Annotated in this window: 17 protein-coding genes; 9 read left to right on the top strand and 8 right to left on the bottom strand. The window is 65.5% G+C overall.

Features of this window, described 5'->3' with window-relative positions:
- Positions 1 to 165: 165 nt before the first annotated feature.
- A complete protein-coding gene (locus tag IC50_RS19060) occupies positions 166 to 819 on the bottom strand; it encodes a DedA family protein (RefSeq protein WP_035708176.1) in 654 nt (217 codons plus the stop codon).
- 297 nt (positions 820 to 1,116) lie between these two features.
- Between IC50_RS19060 and cobS the strand changes: the two genes are divergently transcribed.
- The 5 genes from cobS to IC50_RS19085 all read left to right on the top strand — a co-directional run bounded on the left by cobS (position 1,117) and on the right by IC50_RS19085 (position 7,427).
- Complete coding sequence (gene cobS / locus IC50_RS19065; protein WP_035708178.1) at positions 1,117 to 2,115, top strand: cobaltochelatase subunit CobS; 999 nt, start codon at positions 1,117 to 1,119, stop codon at positions 2,113 to 2,115.
- A gap of 182 nt (positions 2,116 to 2,297) precedes the next feature.
- Complete coding sequence (gene cobT, locus IC50_RS19070) at positions 2,298 to 4,202, top strand: cobaltochelatase subunit CobT (RefSeq protein ID WP_035708180.1); 1,905 nt, start codon at positions 2,298 to 2,300, stop codon at positions 4,200 to 4,202.
- Positions 4,199 to 5,296, top strand: coding sequence for an esterase-like activity of phytase family protein (locus IC50_RS19075; RefSeq protein ID WP_035708182.1), 1,098 nt, complete (start codon positions 4,199 to 4,201; stop codon positions 5,294 to 5,296). The genes cobT and IC50_RS19075 overlap by 4 nt, the downstream gene beginning before the upstream one ends.
- Positions 5,297 to 5,596: 300 nt before the next feature.
- Positions 5,597 to 6,709, top strand: a complete 1,113-nt coding sequence (locus IC50_RS19080) for an NADH:flavin oxidoreductase/NADH oxidase (RefSeq protein ID WP_035708185.1) — start codon at positions 5,597 to 5,599, stop codon at positions 6,707 to 6,709.
- 310 nt (positions 6,710 to 7,019) lie between these two features.
- Positions 7,020 to 7,427 carry a hypothetical protein gene (locus tag IC50_RS19085; protein ID WP_035708188.1) on the top strand — a complete coding sequence of 136 codons (408 nt, stop codon included), beginning with the start codon at positions 7,020 to 7,022 and terminating at the stop codon, positions 7,425 to 7,427.
- Positions 7,428 to 7,600: 173 nt separating this feature from the next.
- Here the strand turns inward: IC50_RS19085 and IC50_RS19090 are convergent, their stop codons facing one another.
- The 3 genes from IC50_RS19090 to IC50_RS19100 all read right to left on the bottom strand — a co-directional run bounded on the left by IC50_RS19090 (position 7,601) and on the right by IC50_RS19100 (position 10,587).
- Positions 7,601 to 7,846, bottom strand: a complete 246-nt coding sequence (locus tag IC50_RS19090) for a PilZ domain-containing protein (RefSeq protein ID WP_035708191.1) — start codon at positions 7,844 to 7,846, stop codon at positions 7,601 to 7,603.
- Between the two features lie 227 nt (positions 7,847 to 8,073).
- A complete protein-coding gene (locus tag IC50_RS19095; protein WP_035708193.1) occupies positions 8,074 to 9,045 on the bottom strand; it encodes an ABC transporter substrate-binding protein in 972 nt (323 codons plus the stop codon).
- Positions 9,046 to 9,219: 174 nt separating this feature from the next.
- Positions 9,220 to 10,587, bottom strand: a complete 1,368-nt coding sequence (locus IC50_RS19100; protein ID WP_035708196.1) for a DUF2235 domain-containing protein — start codon at positions 10,585 to 10,587, stop codon at positions 9,220 to 9,222.
- Positions 10,588 to 10,745: 158 nt separating this feature from the next.
- On the opposite strand from IC50_RS19100, the gene IC50_RS19105 reads away from it, so the two are divergent.
- Positions 10,746 to 11,426, top strand: coding sequence for a hypothetical protein (locus IC50_RS19105; protein WP_035708212.1), 681 nt, complete (start codon positions 10,746 to 10,748; stop codon positions 11,424 to 11,426).
- 296 nt (positions 11,427 to 11,722) lie between these two features.
- On the opposite strand, the gene ftsZ is transcribed toward IC50_RS19105, so the two are convergent.
- The 3 genes from ftsZ to IC50_RS43145 all read right to left on the bottom strand — a co-directional run bounded on the left by ftsZ (position 11,723) and on the right by IC50_RS43145 (position 14,050).
- On the bottom strand, positions 11,723 to 12,979 hold the full coding sequence (ftsZ, locus tag IC50_RS19110) for a cell division protein FtsZ (protein ID WP_035708200.1): 1,257 nt from the start codon (positions 12,977 to 12,979) through the stop codon (positions 11,723 to 11,725).
- 33 nt (positions 12,980 to 13,012) lie between these two features.
- Positions 13,013 to 13,537 carry a hypothetical protein gene (locus IC50_RS19115; protein WP_035708203.1) on the bottom strand — a complete coding sequence of 175 codons (525 nt, stop codon included), beginning with the start codon at positions 13,535 to 13,537 and terminating at the stop codon, positions 13,013 to 13,015.
- 420 nt (positions 13,538 to 13,957) lie between these two features.
- A complete protein-coding gene (locus IC50_RS43145; RefSeq protein WP_244429610.1) occupies positions 13,958 to 14,050 on the bottom strand; it encodes a hypothetical protein in 93 nt (30 codons plus the stop codon).
- On the opposite strand from IC50_RS43145, the gene IC50_RS19120 reads away from it, so the two are divergent.
- Complete coding sequence (locus IC50_RS19120) at positions 14,045 to 14,461, top strand: FAD-dependent thymidylate synthase (RefSeq protein WP_050991035.1); 417 nt, start codon at positions 14,045 to 14,047, stop codon at positions 14,459 to 14,461. The genes IC50_RS43145 and IC50_RS19120 overlap by 6 nt on opposite strands.
- Before the next feature lie 119 nt (positions 14,462 to 14,580).
- Here the strand turns inward: IC50_RS19120 and rpmB are convergent, their stop codons facing one another.
- Complete coding sequence (gene rpmB / locus IC50_RS19125; protein WP_035708206.1) at positions 14,581 to 14,889, bottom strand: 50S ribosomal protein L28; 309 nt, start codon at positions 14,887 to 14,889, stop codon at positions 14,581 to 14,583.
- A gap of 566 nt (positions 14,890 to 15,455) precedes the next feature.
- Between rpmB and IC50_RS19130 the strand changes: the two genes are divergently transcribed.
- Together IC50_RS19130 and IC50_RS19135 are read left to right on the top strand one after the other, a co-directional pair.
- Positions 15,456 to 16,268 carry a DUF3108 domain-containing protein gene (locus IC50_RS19130; RefSeq protein WP_035708218.1) on the top strand — a complete coding sequence of 271 codons (813 nt, stop codon included), beginning with the start codon at positions 15,456 to 15,458 and terminating at the stop codon, positions 16,266 to 16,268.
- A 768-nt stretch (positions 16,269 to 17,036) separates the two neighbouring features.
- The coding region (locus IC50_RS19135) for a helicase-related protein (RefSeq protein WP_035708209.1) at positions 17,037 to 19,657 on the top strand (2,621 nt) is incomplete at its 3' end.

The following is a 19,657-nucleotide window of genomic DNA, read 5'->3' on the forward strand; positions in this document are numbered from 1 at the left end:
GAGCGGTTTAGTCCACTGGCCCTTAGCCGACTGGCCATGGCCAACTTGCCATCTCTGGTTTTGAAGACTGATCGGACTCAGGCGGGCGTCGGCACGGGCTGATGGCGTTTATGAGGACACGTCCGAATGGCCCTGGCTTTCGCCGGGACGACCATCAAATGAGCGTCATGCCTGCGACTTCGCCGCCGTGACGCCATTGCGGCGGTGACGGATCCACAGGGCCAGACCCACCACGATCGCAACCCCAACCACCGTCAAGATCCAGATATGCTTGCCGACATGCCCGTGATGATGCAGCCCGGCATATTCGTGCAGGGCCGTGACCGCCAGCACGCCCGGCAGCACATGCGCCGGCGCCCAGGCCAGGATCGCCGGGATGTTCACCGCGTAGAATTTCGCCGGCGCCATGCCCAGCGCGCCGGCGGTCACGGGGACGAAGGCCCGGACCGGCGGCACGAAGCGGGCGAAGAACACCGCCCAGGTGCCGAAGCGGTGGAAGAAATTCTCGCTCTCGGCGACCACGCGCGGATAGTTCGTCAGCGGCCAGGTGTTGAGGATCTCGCGCTGCCGCCGGTGCCCGATCCAGTAGGCCGAGCCGTCGCCGAGCACGGCGCCGAGCGCGGCCGCCAGCAGCACCCATGGCAGCTGCAATTCGCCGCCCGGAACCAGAGCGCTCAGCGCCAGGATGATGGTCGAACCGGGAATCACCGATCCCACCACCGGAACGGCTTCGAGCAGCGCCGCCAGGAACAGGGTCAGATAGCCCAGCCACGGATGGGCCGAGACGAAGGAGATGAGGGGATCGAGAAAAGACGTCACGCGGTATCTATGGCGGGTTGGAGCATTGGAATTCAGACCCTACCTAAGTAAGCACATGCGGCCAAAGTGCCATTTGAGCAGGCAGCGACGCTACCCCGCCCGAAATTCGGGCGTGATTCGCAAGGCAGCCCTCCAAAAACTGCGTTCCTTGCCTATCTAAATGAAAAGACAATGGAACTTTGATTGGGGGGCGGGCTTCTGCCGGCCACTTGTCTCTGATAGGTTGCTTTCCAGCACCCAGCCGCAGCCAACGTGCGAATAACCGGTTTCGGGACCGCCCGGGACCTCGGAGGATTGATGACGACCGCCGCCCTGTCCAAAGTTGAGGAAGTTTCCGGTCTGCCCGACATGAAAGTGTCGGTTCGCCAGGTGTTCGGGATCGACAGCGATCTCGAAGTCCCGGCCTATTCCGAAGTCGATCCTCATGTGCCCGAAGTCGATTCCGATTACCGCTTCGACCGCGCAACCACGCTTGCCATTCTCGCCGGCTTCGCCAAGAACCGCCGCGTGATGGTGACCGGCTATCACGGCACCGGCAAATCCACCCATATCGAGCAGGTCGCCGCCCGCCTGAACTGGCCCTGCGTGCGCGTCAACCTCGACAGCCACATCAGCCGCATCGACCTCGTCGGCAAGGATTCGATCGTGGTTCGCGACGGCAAGCAGGTCACCGAATTCCGCGATGGCATCCTGCCCTGGGCGCTCCAGCACAACGTCGCACTGGTGTTCGACGAATACGACGCCGGCCGCCCGGACGTGATGTTCGTGATCCAGCGCGTGCTCGAAGTCTCCGGCCGCCTGACGCTGCTCGACCAGAACAAGGTGATCAAGCCGCATCCGGCGTTCCGGCTTTTCGCCACGGCGAATACGGTCGGCCTCGGCGACACCTCGGGCCTCTATCACGGCACCCAGCAGATCAACCAGGGCCAGATGGACCGCTGGTCGATCGTCACCACGCTGAACTATCTCAGCCACGACGAGGAAGTGGAGATCGTGCTGGCCAAGGCCAAGCACTATCGCACCAGCGAAGGCCGCGACATCGTCAACAAGATGGTGCGCCTCGCCGACCTGACCCGCAACGCCTTCGCCAATGGCGATCTGTCGACGGTGATGAGCCCGCGCACCGTGATCACCTGGGCGGAAAACTCCGACATTTTCGGCGATATCGGCTTCGCCTTCCGCGTCACCTTCCTCAACAAATGCGACGAGCTCGAGCGTCCCCTGGTCGCCGAATTCTACCAGCGCTGCTTCAACGCGGAGCTGCCGGAATCGGCGGTGAACGTGGCGCTGAGCTGAAGTTCTCTCGGTGTGTCGTCCCGGACAAGCGAAGCGCAGATCCGGGACCCATACCCACAGGGAGTGGTCTTGCGAAGACTCGGAGTTACCAGCTTCGCCCACAACCTCTCCCCGTGGTTATGGGTCCCCGCGTTCGCGGGGACGACGGATCAGGTTGAGCTTGGGACGACGGTGAGATCGAGATGAGCACCACCTCCAACTCCAAATTCCGCAGCAACAAGGAAGCGCCGACCGAGCCGTTCAAGCGCTCGGTCGCCTCCTGCCTGAAGGCGATCGCGAAATCGCCCGAGCTCGACGTCTCTTTCGCCGCCGAGCGCCCGGGCCTTGCGCCGGGCAAGGCGCGCTTGCCGGAGCCGGCGCGGAAAATGACAAGGCGTGATGCGGCCATCGTGCGCGGCCACGCCGATTCCATCGCACTCAAGCTCGCCTGTCACGATCCCAAGGTTCATCGCAAGCTGATGCCCGGCAATCCGCAGGCCCGCGGCGTGTTCGAGGCGGTCGAGCAGGCTCGCGTCGAGGCGATCGGCGCGCGCCGCATGGCCGGCGTTGCCAAGAACCTCACCGCGATGCTCGACGACCATTTCCATCGCGGCAAGTTCGACGAGATCACCGACCGCGCCGATGCGCCGCTCGCCGATGCGCTGGCGATGCTGGTGCGCGAACGCCTGACTGGCCTCGCGCCGCCAGCGGCGGCAAAGAAGATGGTCGATCTCTGGCGTCCGATTCTCGAAGACAAGATCGGCAAGCGGCTCGACCGGCTCGATGGTGTGGTCGAGGACCAGACCAGGTTCGGCGACGCCGTGCATGATCTCCTGTCGGCGCTCGAGCTCGGCGACGAGCGCAACGCCGACAGCGAAGACAATGACGAGAACGACGAGAACCGGGACGGCGACAACGACCAGTCCGGCGCCGAGGGCTCGCCCGATTCCGATGCCGCGCAGGAGATGAGCGCCGATCAGGCGCAGGCTTCGAGCGAGGAGATGAGCGAGAGCGCGATGGAAAGCGCGCAGGCCTCGACCTCCGATACGTTCGACGACGGCGAGCTCGGCGACGACGAGACGCCCGGCGAGGCGACGCGTCCGAACGCGCACGGCAAGAACGAGCCGCGCGGGCCGGAATATCACGCCTTCGCGCCGAAATTCGACGAGGTCATCGCCGCCGAGGATCTCTGCGACCATGACGAGCTGGAGCGCCTGCGCGCCTATCTCGACAAGCAGCTCGCGCATCTGCAAGGCATCGTCGCCCGCCTCGCCAACCGGCTGCAGCGCAAGCTGATGGCGCAGCAGAACCGCGCCTGGGAGTTCGATCTCGAAGAGGGCATCCTGGACCCTGCGCGGCTGTCGCGCGTCGTCACCGATCCCTATCACCCGCTGTCCTTCATGCACGAGAAGGAGGCGACGTTCCGTGACACGGTGGTGACGCTGCTGCTCGACAATTCCGGCTCGATGCGCGGCCGCCCGATCACGGTCGCCGCGACCTGCGCCGACATTCTCGCCCGCACGCTGGAGCGTTGCGGCGTCAAGGTCGAGATCCTGGGCTTCACCACGCGCGCCTGGAAGGGCGGGCAATCGCGCGAGGCGTGGCTCGCCGCCGGCAAGCCGGCCAATCCCGGCCGCCTCAACGATCTCCGCCACATCATCTACAAGTCGGCCGACGCCCCCTGGCGCCGTGCGCGCAAGAATCTCGGCCTGATGATGCGCGAGGGGCTGCTCAAGGAGAACATCGACGGCGAGGCGCTGGACTGGGCGCACAAGCGCCTGCTGGCGAGGGCCGAGCAGCGCAAGATCCTGATGATGATCTCGGACGGCGCGCCGGTCGACGATTCCACGCTGTCGGTCAATCCCGGCAACTATCTCGAGCGGCATCTGCGCCACATCATCGAGGAGATCGAGACCCGCTCGCCGGTCGAACTGATCGCGATCGGCATCGGCCATGACGTGACGCGCTATTATCGCCGCGCTGTGACGATCGTGGATGCCGAGGAGCTCGGCGGCGCCATCACCGAGAAGCTCGCCGAACTCTTCAGCGAGACCAACACGGCGCCCACGCAAGCAGCCGGTCGCCCGCGACGCAAATTGCATTCGTGAGCACGCACTCGTCCCGCCGCAGCTTTCTCGGTCACGCGGCGGCGGGATTTTCCACCCTCGCAGTCTCCCGCCTCGCGCGGGCGCAAGCCGCGACCGAGCCGCCGCCAAGAACAGCTCAAGCTCCGCTCCAGGTCGAGCGCGCCGTCGCCGCGCCTGTCAACGTCGAGGTCAACGCGCGCCCCATTCCAAATTTCGAACCGCGCGACCGCTCGCGCACGCGCTTCGGCTCGCTGGAATATCGCAGCGGCCTGGTGTTGACCTCGGCCTATCGCGGCTTCGGCGGCTTGTCCGGCATCCGCTTCCTCGACGGCAAGGGCGAGCGTTTCCTCGCGATCTCCGATCAGGGCGGCTGGTTCACCGGCACCATCCGCTATTCCGGCCGCGACATGGTCGGCCTCGCTGACGTCGAGGCCGCGCCGCTGCTCGGCGCCGAAGGGCGGCCGATCACGGAAAAGCACCTCTGGTGGGATTCGGAATCGATCGCGCGCGACGGCAACCTCGTCTATGTCGGGCTCGAGCGCGTCAACCAGATCCTGCGCTACGATTTCGCCAAGGGCGGCACGCGCGCCCGCGGCGAGGTGCTCAGCGTCCCGCCGGCCCTGCGCAAGCTGCCCTACAACAAGGGGCTGGAGGCGATGGTCGTCGTGCCCAAATGCAAAGACCAGAACATGCCGCTCGCGGGCACCCTGATCGCCTTCTCCGAGCGCGGGCTAGACGCCGACGGCAACCTCGTCGCCTTCCTGATCGGCGGCCCGTCGCCCGGCCAGTTCAGCGTGCGGCGCACCGAGACATACGACATCAGCGATGCCGTGCTGCTGGCTTCCGGCGAGCTCTTGATCCTCGAACGCAAATTCTCCTGGTTCACCGGCGTCGACATCCGCATCCGCTCGATCTCCCTGAAGGGAATCGCGCCGGGTGCGCTGGTCGATGGCCCCGCGCTGTTCGCCGCCGATCTCGGTCACGAGATCGACAACATGGAAGGCATCGACGCCCACGTCACGAGCGACGGCGAGACGGTGCTGACGCTGATCTCCGACGACAATTTCTCGATGCTGCAGCGGACTTTGCTGCTGCAGTTCACGCTGGCGGAGTAGCCCCTGCTGTCGTCTCTGCAAACCCCGCTGTCGTCCTGCGAACGCAGGGACCCATACCGCGTGATCTATCGGGTCAGCAGATAGAAGTCCCGAACGACCAATCTTCGCCAAGCCGCTCCCTGGGGTGATGGGTCCCTTGCGTTCGCTGGGACGACAGCGGATTATGCCGCGCCGCGGTTCGACCAAATGATTGCGGAAATGCACGCCGAGGCTGGCCGCCATTCCCTGATGCGCCTAGCAATCCGCGCGTCCCCCATTACACTTCCTGCATTGCCCCTCCCACCTTCCGGAACTCCCCGCATGAGCGTCCTGTTTTCCCCGATCAAGCTGCGCGGCCTGACCTTGAAGAACCGCATCGTGGTGTCGCCGATGTGCCAGTATTCGGCCGACGACGGCGTCGCCACCGACTGGCACTTCACCCACATCAACAATCTCAGCCTGTCGGGCGCTTCGATGTTCTGCATCGAAGCGACGCATGTGGAGGCGATCGGCCGCATCACGCCGGGCTGCCTCGGGCTCTACAGCGATGCCTGCGAAGCCGCGCTGAAGCCGATCCTCAATTCGGTGCGCAAGCATTCCTCCACCGCGATCGCGATGCAGCTCGCCCATGCCGGCCGCAAAGCCAGCAGCGCGCGGCCCTGGGACGGCGGCCAGCTGATTCCGGAAAGGCAGGGCGGCTGGCAGACGGTGGCGCCGAGCGCCGTGCCGCACAAGGAGGGCGAGGCCGCCCCGCTGGCGCTGGATGCTTCGGGCCTCAAGCGCATCCGCGAGGCCTTTGTCGACAGCGCAAGGCGCGCCGCGCGCCTCGGCATCGACGCCATCGAGCTGCATGGCGCGCACGGCTATCTGCTGCACCAGTTCCTGTCGCCGATCTCGAACCGGCGCAGCGACGAGTACGGCGGCAGCCTCGCGAACCGCATGCGCTATCCGCTCGAAGTGTTCGACGCGGTGCGCGCCGCCTTCCCGCACGACAAGCCGGTCGGCATGCGGGTGTCGTCGACCGACTGGGTCGAGGGCGGCTGGGACTTAGGCCAGACCATCGAATTCGCGCGAGCGCTGAAGGCGCGCGGCGTCGACTGGATCGACGCCTCCTCCGGCGGCGTCTCGCCGCTGCAGAAGATCCCGCTCGGCCCCGGCTATCAGGTGCAGTTCGCCGACGCCATCAAGCGCGAGACGGGATTGCCCACCATCGCCGTCGGCCTGATCACGGACGGCAGGCAGGGCGAGGACATCGTCGCATCCGGCAAGGCCGACATGGTCGCGCTCGCCCGCGGCATGCTCTACGACCCGCGCTGGGCCTGGCACGCCGCCGCCGAGCTCGGCGGCGAGGTCGAAGCGCCGCCGCAATATTGGCGCTCGCAGCCCTCGACGCAGAAGGCGCTGTTCGGCAAGACCACGTTCGGGGCGCGGTGAGGGGACGCGTCGCGCCCGCTGCACATGTGACGCGATAGCGGCGCCTCATCAACGTCGTCCTTGCGAACGCAGGGACCCATGCCGCGTGATCTCACGATGATCCCCGGTGTGCGTTGACAACTTAACTATGACTCTTCGCCAAACCACTGCCTGTGGTTATGGGTCCCCTGCTTTCGCAGGGACGACAGTGCAATTTGTGGAGCGCGCGTTCGCCCCTCACGTCCCGCCCGCATCCGTAAATCCCCCGAGCTTCCACGCCCCCCGAAACTGGCCTAACCTCGTGTGCAGTCGAAGCAACGGAGGGCTGCCCATGCGTTATCCTGTCCGCAAAGCTGCTCACATCTTCGAGCGCGTGGGGCTTGCGATGGCTGGCGCGGCATGCGGGCTGTTCATCGGCGCCCATGTCGGATCGGCCATTCCCGCGCTCACCACGCAGGGCTTCCTGCTGCTGATGATGCTGCTCGGCGGCATCGGCTTCTATCTCGGCATCGACACGCCGCAGATGCCGTTCGACGATGCGCACAGCCAGATCGACGCCGCCGAATTCATGAGCGCCGCCGGCACGCTGTTCGCGACGCTCACCGCCTTCGTCTCCGTCGCCGTCATCGTGCTCCGGCTCGATCCGCACATGGCCTGGACCTGGCTGGTCTTCGCCGGCTGGCTCGCCGGCGTCGCCATGCAGATCATCGCGGGGGCAAAGGCGAGGATGCGGAAATAGGGCCGCTCTTTCTTACCCTCCCCTGGAGGGGGAGGGTCGCTGGGCATGCAGCGAAGCGGAATGCGCAGCGGGGTGGGGTGATCTCTCCACACATGCACTGCCCGAATGGAGAGATCACCCCACCCCGATCGCGCTGCGCGCGCTCGACCCTCCCCCTCCAGGGGAGGGTAAGCCTAGAACACCACGCCCACCCGCGTGCCGCGCTTCCAGGCGATGCGGCAGCGCTTCCTGGTGTTGACGTGCAGCAGCTCGAACCGGTCGGGAATCTTCACCTGGCCGCCGAGATCGACGCAGGCGCCGCCGGGCGAATAGTCGATCAGCGTGCAGGGGATCACCGGCGCGCGCGGGTCGGTGATGATCTTGGCCTGGCGCGACACCAGCCCTGCTGGCTTGACGCGGACATGGCGGCGCGGATGCATTGGCACTCTCCTCCAATTCCGCATCTAGCGGCGGGTTCGGGTGGCGATGATGCCGGGGAGTTGATGCGAACCAGCTAAGGCCGGCAGGAGAATTTTAACGAAAAGTGCCGGCGAAGGCGGAAAGCGGCGGTTGCGGGGTGCTTCGAGACCAGCGAAGCGCGCTCGTGGGTCGGCCGCGCGCAGTGTGTGGGCCATGACGGGCCTCCTGCACCAGCACGACGGCGCCTCTATTCGATCACCTCGTCAGTGCGGACGAGCAGCGAGGGTGGCACGGTGAGGCCGAGCGCCTTGGCGGTCTTCATGTTGACTATCAGCTCGAATTTCGTCGGTTGCTCTACCGGCAGGTCGGCAGGCTTGGCGCCCTTGAGTATCCTGTCGACGAGCCTGCCTGCACGGCGGAATAGATCGGCTGTATCCGCGCCGTAGACGGACAATCCGCCATTGGCGTAGACCCGAAACAAGTAGTTCGCGGGCAGACGATGTTTCGCCGCGAGTGCGATTATTCGCGGAGCCTCGACATAGGTGAGCGGATCACCGAAATCAATTATGGCATCGGCGTTTTGGGCAGAAGCCGAAGCAAAGGCGATATCAAGCTCCTCGGCGGTGGCCGCTTCGACTGTCAGCAGCTCTATGCCGCGCCTGCGCGCCACGTCGCGTGTCTCTTCCACCAGGTAGATCATCGGATTCTTCGGATTGACCAAGACCGCGATTTTCGAGGCGCCGGGAACGAGTTCGCGAAGGATTTCGACACGTTTTCCGAAGAAATCTTCAGGGACGTTGGTGGCAATACCCGTTATGTTGCCACCCGGTCGCGATAGACTTTGCACGAGGCCGATGCGGACGGGATCTGCCACAGCCACGAATACAATCGGAATGGTGGCAGTTGCCGATTTCAGGGCCAGGGCCGCTGGTGGTCCTGCAGCGACCAGTACATCGGGATTGAGAGCCAGCAGGTCGGCGACTGAAGCTGGCAATTGATCGGGAGGATGAGAAAAGCGGAATTCGATGATCAGTTTTCCATCCACCCAGCCGTGGTCTCGCAGCCCGTCAAGGAATACACGCTCGGCTTGATTGAGAGCCCGCCCGCTCCCATCACCTATGGCAAGAAAGCCGATGCGCCGAGGCTTCCTCTGCGCCCACAAACGCTGGGGCGAAACGAGCAACACAGCAGTAGCCGCTATGAACTTCCGCCGTTTCATTCGATCCTCATCAGATGTTGAGGACCCCGGGCGCGAGGCTATCACGTCTTGATAGTGGCCGCACTCGTTGCGGGCATATGGTCGCAGGTCCGCCTTGGGTCGCAAGCCTCCGTCACACCCAGGATGCGAAACTTCCGCTGCGGCCCGGCAAGCCGACGTTGACGAGTCCGCGCCCTAGCCCGTCTGCGGCTCTCCGGGCGGCGGCGAAGCCGCGCCGTCCATCTCCCCCGCCGCCTCCGCGTGCCTCGGCCCCACCGGCATCGGCACCGTCACGTAATCCTTCGGCATGTTCACCGGCCGGTAGTCCGGCTCCACCGCCATCCGCTTCAGCACGCTCTCATGCACATGGGCGCCTTCGGGGATGACGCGCGGCTCGCAATCGGGGATGTAGAAGCCGAGCACCACCTTCCGCTCCGGCCATTCCTTGTACTTCGCGCTCTTCGGCACATACTCCAGCACGCGCCAGGCTGGCGTCATCGAATCGTGCAATTCGCCCGTCTTCCCCGTATAGGCGGGCTCCACATATTTGAACGGCGAGTTCTTGCGCTGGACGCCCCAGGCGAGCTGGTTCACCGTGCGCGGGTTGAAGTTCAGCCCGGCCTTCGCGGCCTCCTCGATCATCCAGATCAGCGGATATTTGGATTCGCCGCTTTCGGCCTCCGGATAGCCGCCGCCGACGTCGCTGTGCACGCCGGCGAACCACACCTGCAGGATGTCCTGCGGCACCTTCTTCTCGTCGGGGACGTAGCGGTTGCTCCAATAGTCCTGCGGCTGGCGGTACTGCTTCAGGCGGAACATGCAGCGCCGCTCGTCGATCGCGATCGCCTGCCGGAAGATCTTGACGCTCGGATTGCGCAGCGTGAAGGCGAGCTCCTCGAGGCTGAACACGAAGAAGAAATTGTCGCGCCGCGGCACGATCACGCTCGCCACCGTGTCCCAGACGCCGACGAAGTGGATGGTCGGCCAGCGGGTGGAGGTGATGCGCGCGAACTGCGCGGCGAGGTCGAATTCGTCCTTCGGCAGCGGCCCGCTCTCGTCGAAAGCGACGTCCTTGAGGTCCTCGATGTCGTTGCCGCGCCCGGTGCCGGAATATTGCTTGTAGGCGACGAGGCCCGAGCCTGCGAGGTTCGCCTGCTCCGGCGAGATCAGGCCGATCTTGTGGATCAGCCCCGCCAGCACGCGAACCGTGTAGGCCCCGCGCGAGAAGCCGAACAGGTAGATCCTGTCGCCGGGCGCATAATGCTCGACCAGGAAGCAATAGGCCGAGAGCACGTTGTCATCGAGCCCGTAGCCGGTGGCGAGCCCCAGCACCAGGTTGACGTTGGCCTTGATCCGGTGCCACGTCGAGGGCTCCGTCACCGTGCCGACCCCGGGATCGTAGAACACCATCTGCCGCGGCGAGGTCTTGTCGGTCTTGCGCAGGCAGCGATAGAGCTTCAGGACGTTGGAGATGTTCTCCGAGATCTCGTTGCCGGTGCCGTCACAGCAGATGACGAGGTGTTTCGGATCTAGCTTGCGGTCGGTGGTGGCCGCGGGCTCCATGGGATGCGCTCCGGGTGATGCTACCCGGGCGAGTATAGCGAAATTGGATGGCAGCGAGGAGGCGGCGTCGCCGGCACCCGGTCCCATGGCCGCATCGTCTGTTGACGTTAACCCTTTGTTAACCATGCGGTCGCCTAATGTTGACGATGGGGGTCACCATGTCGGCCCATGTGACGCGACGGAAATTGATGCCTGTTTCGGCCGATCCGGCCATCCGGTCGGTGGCGAGGCTGGCGGTTCGCGCCAAGGCCGTCCTACAGGTCAAAACGCCTGTCCTACGGAGCAAAGCCATGTTCGCAAGGGACGACTTAGTGGACAATCTCAGCCGCGATCTCGATCGCGCGCGCGGAAGACGCGATGCGCTCGCATCCGAAGCCACGACCCTGACGGCCCAGATCGCCGAAATTGAAGCCCGCCTTTCGGAGGAGAAGAAAAGGCGGGAACGTGAGCGCGTCCTGAGCGAGATCGAAGCAATCAAGGCACGAATCAAGCAAGCCGCCGGCGCGTTTGCACCCGTCGTCGACGGTCTCTCCAGGGCGGTCGAGCAGGCTGCGGCGGTTGTGCCCGAGGCGCGCGAGCTCAATAGTTTCCTGGTGTCGGTAGCGACCGAGATCGACAGCGTGCTCGATCCCCTGTTGCGCGAACTGGATCAGCGCGCGGATGCGGTGCGAACCGGACACGCAGCGCTGGACCTGCCGAGTTCGGCCATTGAGGCGCCGCCCATCGAGCTGCCAAAGGACACCAACGAGCGCCTGCTTCGTTTTCCGGCGTGGCTGTCCCGCGACAAGGAGACGGACAAGAAGGAAGCAGCGGAGAGCCCGCGCAGCACGGCCGCGTGAAGCCTCGGCGCGCTGCGCGGCTCGAAAGCTTGTCTGCTGACGTTCGGAGCGAGTCCCCAACCCTCTCCCGCAAGCGCGGGAGCGCGCGCCTCGTCCTTCGAGACGACCGCTTTCAGCGGTCTCCTCAGGATGAGGCTAAGCAGCATCGGAGCCTGTTGAAACTGGCGCAGCGCCCTCGATCCTCATCCTGAGGGCCCGCCAACGGCGGGCGTCTCGAAGGATGGCCACAGGCGAGATCGCTCCATATACGATACCCCTGCCCGCAAGCGAGGGAGGGAGCGCACCTCCTTCACCGCTCAGTTGGCGGCGCGGCGCAGGAAGGCCGGAATATCGAGAACGCTCTCGTCGGGCGCATTGCGCGCAGGGGCGCGGCCGTAAGGATCGAGCGGCTGAAGCGCCGCCTGCCGCGCAGAGTCCAGGCCCGGCCTTGCCGGCGGTCCCACGGGGTGGTGCGGCTGCGGGCGGAGCGGCGGGCTTACCGCCTGCGGAAGGGGGGCGCTGCGCTCGATGCGATCGGCGATGCGACGGCCGTCGTTGCGCAGCCTGCCGGCGAGCTGGGTGAGCGCGGTTTCCACCGGCAGCGCCTGCGCCGCGTCGAGATTATCGATTCCGGTCGCCACCACCGAGACGCGGACGATGCCTTCGAGGCTTTCGTCGAACGACGCGCCGACGATGATGTTGGCGTCCGGGTCGGCCTCGTCGCGAATGCGGGTCGCGGCTTCGTCGACCTCGTAAAGCATCAGATCCTTGCCGCCGGTGATGGAGATGATGAGGCCGCTGGCGCGCTTGATCGAGGGATTCTCGATCAGCGGATTGGAGATCGCGGCCACGGCGGCGGCGAGCACGCGCTTCTCGCCGGAAGCCTCGCCCCGTCCCATCATGGCCTTGCCCTTCTCCTTCATGACGGAGAGCACGTCGGCAAAATCGAGATTGATCAGCCCTTCCTTGACGATGAGGTCGCTGATGCAGGCCACGCCCGAATAAAGCACCTGGTCGGCAAGGGCGAAGGCATCGGCGAACGTGGTCTTCTCGCTGGCCACCCGGAACAGGTTCTGGTTCGGGATGATCAGGAGGGTGTCGACCGTCTTCAGCAGATCCTCGATGCCGGCTTCGGCAAAGCGCATGCGGCGCTGGCCCTCGAAGTAGAACGGCTTGGTGACCACGCCGATGGTGAGAATGCCGAGCTCGCGCGCGATTCTGGCGACGACGGGTGCAGCCCCGGTGCCGGTACCGCCGCCCATGCCAGCCGTCACGAACACCATGTGCGCGCCGGTCAATTGCTCGCGGATCGTGTCGATCGCCTCTTCGGCTGCGGCGTGTCCCAGTTCCGGCTGCGAGCCGGCGCCGAGGCCTGCGGTCACCCTTGTGCCGAGCTGGATGAGGCGCGTGGCCTTCGACATCGCCAGCGCCTGCGCGTCGGTGTTGGCGACCACGAACTCGACCCCCTGCAGCCCGGCCGTGATCATGTTGTTGACGGCATTGCCGCCAGCGCCGCCGACGCCGAACACGACGATGCGGGCCTTCATTTCATGGATATCGGTGTTGCCAGTCATTCTTCCCTCGCGATTGCTCCGGCAAGCCGGCGATCAAAGAAAGTCTCGAGTGCGGGCTGCGCGGTCTGCTTGCACGATGGAGGCGGCCAGGTGCCCCAACCGACGCGCCGCGTGTCCCGCGATCGAGCCGCCAGGGCGGCGACCGCTCCGCAGCGCCGCTACTTCGTCTTCCAGTCGTGCCGCCCATGCGTTGGCGGCCGTCGTCTCGGCGGCCGCCCGCGTCAGTTCCACGGCGAGGCGATCGGCACGCTCGCGCTCGCGCTCGAACACGACCCTGTAGGCGGTTGCGACGGATTCGAGCCGCGCGATCTCCGCCTTGAAGACTTCGGTCTTGACGGCCTCGATCCTGGCCGGGGAGGCCGCGATGGGATCTGCCCGGCGGGCTCGTCGCGGGCGGGGCGTGTAGCGGAGCGCGGCGAGATCGACGCTCACCACCGCCCTGCCGTCGTCCGACCGCGAACGCGGCAGGCGGCGACGCCGCGCCAGTGCCCGCGCGGCCTCGCGCGAAACATTGAGGCGGGCACCGAGATCGGCATACGTCAACAACTCAACGCACATCCGCGCTTCTCCTGGAGCGAACCGGGAAGGGATTTCGAGCTAGTGATGGCTGGACGATTGCAGCAGGCTAGGATGCGTTGGTTAATGGACGGTTAACGCGCGAGGGGGGTGTTTACGGGTGGCGCGCGGTGCCGGCTGCCCAAGACGTAGGGTGCATCAGCTGGCGCGGCTGCGTCTTGTCCGGCTGGCGCAGGCAGCGATGGAGCTTCAGGACGTTGAAGAGGTTCTCCGGGAGTCGTTGCCGGTGCGGTCACAGCCGATCACGAGGTTCTTGCCGGCGGGCTTGTGGTCGGAATTGGCTGCGATCTCCATGGGATGCACCTCCGGGGATGCTCCCGGGGGGTATAGCGGAGGGCGCTTCTTGAGCGAACTATAACGATGTACTTGTAGCAGTTCGGTGCGCCGCAACAACGCGGAGCCCTATTTTCCCGTCGAACCCCACCCGCCCTCGCCTCGATTGCCAGAAAGGTCGAACTCGGTTACGACTTCAATCTGGGGGCGAGTAATATGCACAAAAATAAGTTGAGCAATACGATCGCCAGGATTGATGGTGATTGCCTGCTGGATGCCGACCGCGAGGGACTTGCGCGCGAACTTGCGCGCATTGGTTTGTCTCTCAATACCTTTACTCAGTGGTATTGGAAGACGGACCTTCACAATCTCCTGCACTTCCTTAGTCTGAGAGGAGACGCTCATGCTCAGTATGAGATCAGAGCTTACGCCGAGGCCATTCTGAGCATCGTGCAGAAATGGCTACCTCTTACTTATGAAGCATTCCTGGACTACCGCCTCAATGCTGCGACTTTATCTGCACAAGCGATCGATGTGTTAAGGCGGCGCTTGCGGGGCGAAGTGGTCGATTTCGCGCAGTCCCGGCTTTCTCAAAGGGAATGGGACGAACTGAGCGCAATCTTTGACCACTGATTTTTGGGGGCTTTAAAAACAAAAACGGCCGGATCTTCCGATCCGGCCGCCACTCAAACTCTTACTTGGCTAAGCCTACGCCACGCGACGCAACCTAGCCCCCGCCCAATTCCGAAATCTCAGCTCGCCTTCTTCGCCGGCGCGGTGTCGCCGACCTTCTTCTGGATGGCGCGCTTCAGTTCGAGGGCGCGGGGCGACAGGACGTCGGCGTTGGCCTTGAGCAGGAAGGCATCGAGGCCGCCATTGTGGTCGACGCTCTTGACCGCGTTGGTGGAGACGCGCAGGCGCACGTTGCGCTCCAGGGCCTCCGACTGGAACGTCACGTTGACGAGGTTCGGCAGGAAGCGGCGCTTGGTCTTGATGTTGGAGTGGCTGACCTTGTGGCCGACGAGGGGGCCCTTGGCCGTCAGTTCGCAGCGGCGAGACATGGCAAAAATCCTTATCCTGAACCCCCAACGATCTGCGGCCGCCATTCGGGGCGCCACGGGGGCAAATTCTTTCGTCCTTGCAGGGAGCGGGCGGACGTATAGGGGGGAAGGGGCCTTGCGTCAAGCGACGGGCCGTTTTTGGCCCGTCGTCCCGGGGCGGGCGGAGCCCGAACCCGGGATCTCGCGCTTCGCAACAGGTGTCATCGCCCGGCTTGACCGGGCGATCCAGTACGCCGAGACCGCTGTGGTCGGCCAGAGGGGCCGCGGCGTACTGGATGCCCCGGTCGAGCCGGGGCATGACGGTGGAATATTGGGAGAGAGGATTACCTCCCGATCACCAAAACGGCAATGATTGTCGCGCCTTACCATCACATAAAGGGCGTATTCGCCGCCGAAATATCAGCTGGAGTTCCGGCCCCGACAGGCCCGGACACATTGTTTGCCGCGGTTTTTGGTTTAAGTAACAGCGCATCGCGCCCCGATTGGATTGTTTCGTGCCTGCAACGTCCCATTTTGCGCAGAACCTGCGCCCGGCCAGTCCGCGCCCGGCGCGCTGGCTGGCTGCCATTTGCGCGCTGGGCCTGGCTTGGGGCCTGGCTTGGGGCGCGGTGCCGGCGGCGGCGCAGGGCAAGCTCGAGGCGCAGTATGAGGCTTCGCTCGCCGGCATTCCCGTCGGCAAGGGCGGCTGGAACATCGATATCCAGGACGACGTGTTTTCGGCGGCGGCCGCGGGCGGCACCACGGGGCTGCTGAAATCGTTCACGGGCGGGTCCGGCACCGGCGCCAGCCAGGGGCGCGTCGTCGGCGGCGCGCTGGTCGCGACCGGCTACCAGGCCTCCACCACCACCCAGAAGAAGACCGAAGAGATCCGCATCACGCTCGACAAGGGCAATGTGAAGGACTTTGCGATTCTGCCTGAGCCGCCGGTCGATCCGGACCGCATCGTCGTCACCGACGCCCATCGCCGCGGCGTCTGGGACCCGATGACGGCCTCGCTGCTGCGCGTGCCCGGCACCGGCGATCCTGTCTCGCCCGAGGCCTGCCACAGCTCGGCGCCCGTGTTCGACGGCCGCATGCGCTACGACCTCAAGCTCGATTTCAAGCGCATGGAGACCGTGAAGGCCGAGAAGGGCTATCGTGGCCCGGTCGTGGTCTGCGCGATCTATTTCGTGCCTGTGGCCGGCTACATCCCCGATCGTCCCGTGATCAAATACCTCGCCGCCCAGCGCAACATGGAGATCGCGTTCGCCCCCGTCGCCGGCACGCGCATCCTGGTCCCGTTCTGGCTGAAAGTGCCGACGCCGCTCGGGCCCGCCATGCTGGAAGCGACGAGCTTCATCACGACGGCCCAGCCGCCCCGCGTGGCGAAGACGCAGTAATCTTACCCTCCCCTGGAGGGGGAGGGTCGATCGCGCGCAGCGCGAGCGGGGTGGGGTGATCTCTCCACACGGGCACCGCTTCTGTGGAGAGACTATCACCCCACCCCGTCTCACATTCCGCTGCGCTCCATGTGAGCCGACCCTCCCCCTCCAGGGGAGGGTAAGAGGTCGTGCAATATCAACGACTTCCCTACTGTGCATGGGGTTGTTTTCGCGAAAAAGGCGTCCGGCCCCCCGGCACCTGCGTCATGGCCGGGCTTGTCCAGGGCATGACGGCAGAGCGAGACAACGGGAATCCATTTGACTCCTCTCCGATTCTGATTCGACTCCGCGCCGTCCCCAGCTTTAAGGAATTCGCCCTTCACACGCCGCTTGCGCGGCGGCCCGAACCTCCATCTAGTGCGCAGCCAACACGAGTCCCGCGACATGTTGCGTGAACGGAACGGGACTCAACGGGGAGTCAGCGATTCGGCCGCGATTCGTTCTAGAGTCGTTCCGAAGCTTAAGGCGAACGGGAAAAGCGTCGCAAAGTGAGACAGTTGCGGAAGGTTCGGGGAGGGCCGCCACATGCTCGACTGTCATGCCCCGGCTTGACCGGGGCATCCAGTACGCCGCGGCTTCTCGGCTCAATCATTGCCGTCTCTGGAATACCGGATCGCCCGGTCGAGCCGGGCGATGACAGCGGTAGGCGTATTTGGCGCCGGCCCCCGGCCCGCCCCATTGCAGCACTGACATTCGCCCAAATCGCCACTACCTAATCGCCCAGACATGGCCTTTTCCTCCTCCCCCTTCGCTTCCGAGCGCGCCCTTCACGATCGAGTGCCTGGCGCGGGCGTCACCGCGGTGCTCGGGCCGACCAACACCGGCAAGACCCATCTCGCCATCGAGCGGATGCTCGCGCATCCCTCGGGCATGATCGGCCTGCCGCTGCGCCTGCTCGCGCGCGAGGTCTACAACAAGATCGCCGACAGGGCGGGCGCCGCCAGCGTCGCGCTCGTCACCGGCGAGGAGAAGATCAAGCCGAAGAATCCGCGCTATTGGGTCTCGACCGTCGAGGCGATGCCGCGCGACCTCGATGTTTCCTTCCTCGCGGTCGACGAGGTCCAGATCGCGAGCGATCTCGAACGCGGCCACGTCTTCACCGATCGCATCCTCAACCGCCGGGGCCGCGACGAGACGCTGCTGCTGGGCGCCGCCACCATGCGTCCGATCATCGAGCGGCTGCTGCCGGGCGTGTCCATGATCACGCGGCCGCGCCTGTCCAGCCTCGAATTCGCCGGCGACCGCAAGATCACGCGCCAGCCGCGCCGCACCGCCATCGTCGCGTTCTCGGCGGATGAAGTCTACGCCATCGCCGAGCTGATCCGCCGCCAGCATGGCGGCGCCGCCGTGGTGCTGGGATCGCTCTCGCCCCGCACCAGAAACGCACAGGTGGCGATGTTCCAGAACGGCGACGTCGACTATCTCGTCGCCACCGACGCCGTCGGCATGGGTCTCAATCTCGACGTCGACCACGTCGCCTTCGCCTCCGACCGCAAGTTCGACGGCTACCAGTTCCGCAGGCTGACGCCGTCGGAATTCGCACAGATCGCCGGCCGCGCCGGGCGCGCCACCCGCAACGGCACCTTCGGCACCACGGGCCGCTGCGCGCCGTTCGAGCCCGAGCTGGTCAACGCGCTGCAGAACCACACCTTCGATGCCGTGAAGGTGCTGCAATGGCGCAATTCGAAGCTGGATTTCTCCTCGCTCGGCGCGCTGCAGGTGTCGCTGAACCTCGCCCCCGGCCACGAGACGCTGACGCGCGCGCCTGTTGCCGAGGACATGCGCGTGCTCGACCACGCCACCCGCGACGGCGAGGTGCGCGATATCGCGCATGGCAAGGCCGCCGTGGAACGGCTCTGGGAAGCCTGCCAGGTCCCGGACTACAGAAAGCTGTCGCCGGCCGCCCATGCCGAGCTGGTGACGACGCTGTACGGCTTCCTGATGCGGAAGGGCTGCATCCCGGATGCCTGGTTCGAGTCCCAGGTCACCCAGGCCGACCGCATCGACGGCGACATCGACACGCTGTCGGCCCGAATCGCCCAGATCCGCACCTGGACCTTCGTCGCCAACCGCCCGGACTGGCTGAGGGACCCCGAGCGCTGGCAGGGGATCACGCGGGAGGTCGAAAATAAATTATCGGATGCGCTCCATGAACGCTTGACTGAGCGTTTCGTTGATCGCCGGACCAGTGTATTGATGCGCCGCCTGCGGGAGAACACGAGCTTGAATACTGAAATCGGCAAGACCGGCGAAGTCATCGTCGAAGGCCATGTCATCGGCCGCCTCGACGGCTTCACCTTTGCACCGGATGCGGCGGAAGCCGGCTCCGATGCGAAAGCCTTGCAGGCTGCAGCGCAAGCGGTGCTCGCCGGCGAGATCAACGCGCGCGCCGAGAAGCTCGGCAATGCGCCGGACGAGCAGTTCGTGCTGACCTCCGAAGGCATCATCCGCTGGACCGGCGATGCCGTGGCGCGGCTGTCCGCCGCAGACGAGGCGCTGCATCCGCGCATCCGCATCATCTCCGACGAGCGCCTGACCGGCGCTCCCCGCGACAAGGTGCAGGCGCGGCTCGAGCTCTGGCTCAAGACCCATATCGAAAAACTGCTCGGGCCGATGTTCGAGCTGTCGAAGGCCGAGGACGTCACCGGCATTGCCCGCGGCATCGCCTATCAGCTGGTCGAGGCGCTCGGCGTGCTCGAGCGTCCCAGGATAGCGAACGAGCTGAAGGATCTCGACCAGCCCTCGCGCGCCGTGTTGCGGAAATACGGCGTCCGCTTCGGCGCCTACCACATCTATTTCCCCGGCCTGCTCAAGCCCGCCGCGCGCGCGCTGGCCGCGCTGCTCTGGGCGCTGAAGCAGGACAATATCGATCTCTCCGCGCTCTCGGGCGCGCAGCATCTGGCGTCTTCGGGCCGCACCTCGTTCCCGGTCGACAAGCAGCTGCCGCGCGATGCCTATCGCGTGCTCGGCTACAAGCAGGCCGGCGAGCGCGCGGTGCGCGTCGACATCCTGGAGCGGCTGGCCGATCTGATCCGCCCGGCGCTGGCGTGGCGCGAGAACTCGCCCGGCGAAAAGCCCGCCGGCGCATTCGACGGCCGCAGCTTCGTCGTCACGCAGGCGATGACCTCGCTGACGGGATCGGCCGGCGAGGACTTCGCCTCCGTGCTGCGCGCGCTCGGCTATCGCATGGAGAAGCGTCCGCCGCTGCCGCAGAAGCCCGTTGTCACCGAAACGGTTGCGGCCGAGACGGTCGCAGCCGAGACGCCGCCCGCCGAGGGCAGCGCGGAGACCGCGACCGAGACCTCGACCGAGACTGCGGCAGAGGCCGTTGCTGGCCTGCCGGCGGA

The sequence above is a fragment of the Bradyrhizobium genomosp. I (2014) genome, from assembly GCF_000261685.1.
Taxonomy (GTDB): Bacteria; Pseudomonadota; Alphaproteobacteria; order Rhizobiales; family Xanthobacteraceae; genus Bradyrhizobium.

Coding starts and splice junctions, on each gene's coding strand:
- IC50_RS19090 (WP_035708191.1), bottom strand. CDS start 7,846: ATGCATCCGCGCCGCCATGTCCGCGTCAAGCCAGCAGGGCTGGTGTCG.
- ftsZ (WP_035708200.1), bottom strand. CDS start 12,979: ATGACTGGCAACACCGATATCCATGAAATGAAGGCCCGCATCGTCGTG.
- IC50_RS19095 (WP_035708193.1), bottom strand. CDS start 9,045: ATGAAACGGCGGAAGTTCATAGCGGCTACTGCTGTGTTGCTCGTTTCG.
- rpmB (WP_035708206.1), bottom strand. CDS start 14,889: ATGTCTCGCCGCTGCGAACTGACGGCCAAGGGCCCCCTCGTCGGCCAC.
- IC50_RS19100 (WP_035708196.1), bottom strand. CDS start 10,587: ATGGAGCCCGCGGCCACCACCGACCGCAAGCTAGATCCGAAACACCTC.
- IC50_RS19105 (WP_035708212.1), top strand. CDS start 10,746: ATGTCGGCCCATGTGACGCGACGGAAATTGATGCCTGTTTCGGCCGAT.
- IC50_RS19080 (WP_035708185.1), top strand. CDS start 5,597: ATGAGCGTCCTGTTTTCCCCGATCAAGCTGCGCGGCCTGACCTTGAAG.
- cobS (WP_035708178.1), top strand. CDS start 1,117: ATGACGACCGCCGCCCTGTCCAAAGTTGAGGAAGTTTCCGGTCTGCCC.
- IC50_RS19120 (WP_050991035.1), top strand. CDS start 14,045: ATGCACAAAAATAAGTTGAGCAATACGATCGCCAGGATTGATGGTGAT.
- cobT (WP_035708180.1), top strand. CDS start 2,298: ATGAGCACCACCTCCAACTCCAAATTCCGCAGCAACAAGGAAGCGCCG.
- IC50_RS19115 (WP_035708203.1), bottom strand. CDS start 13,537: ATGTGCGTTGAGTTGTTGACGTATGCCGATCTCGGTGCCCGCCTCAAT.
- IC50_RS19085 (WP_035708188.1), top strand. CDS start 7,020: ATGCGTTATCCTGTCCGCAAAGCTGCTCACATCTTCGAGCGCGTGGGG.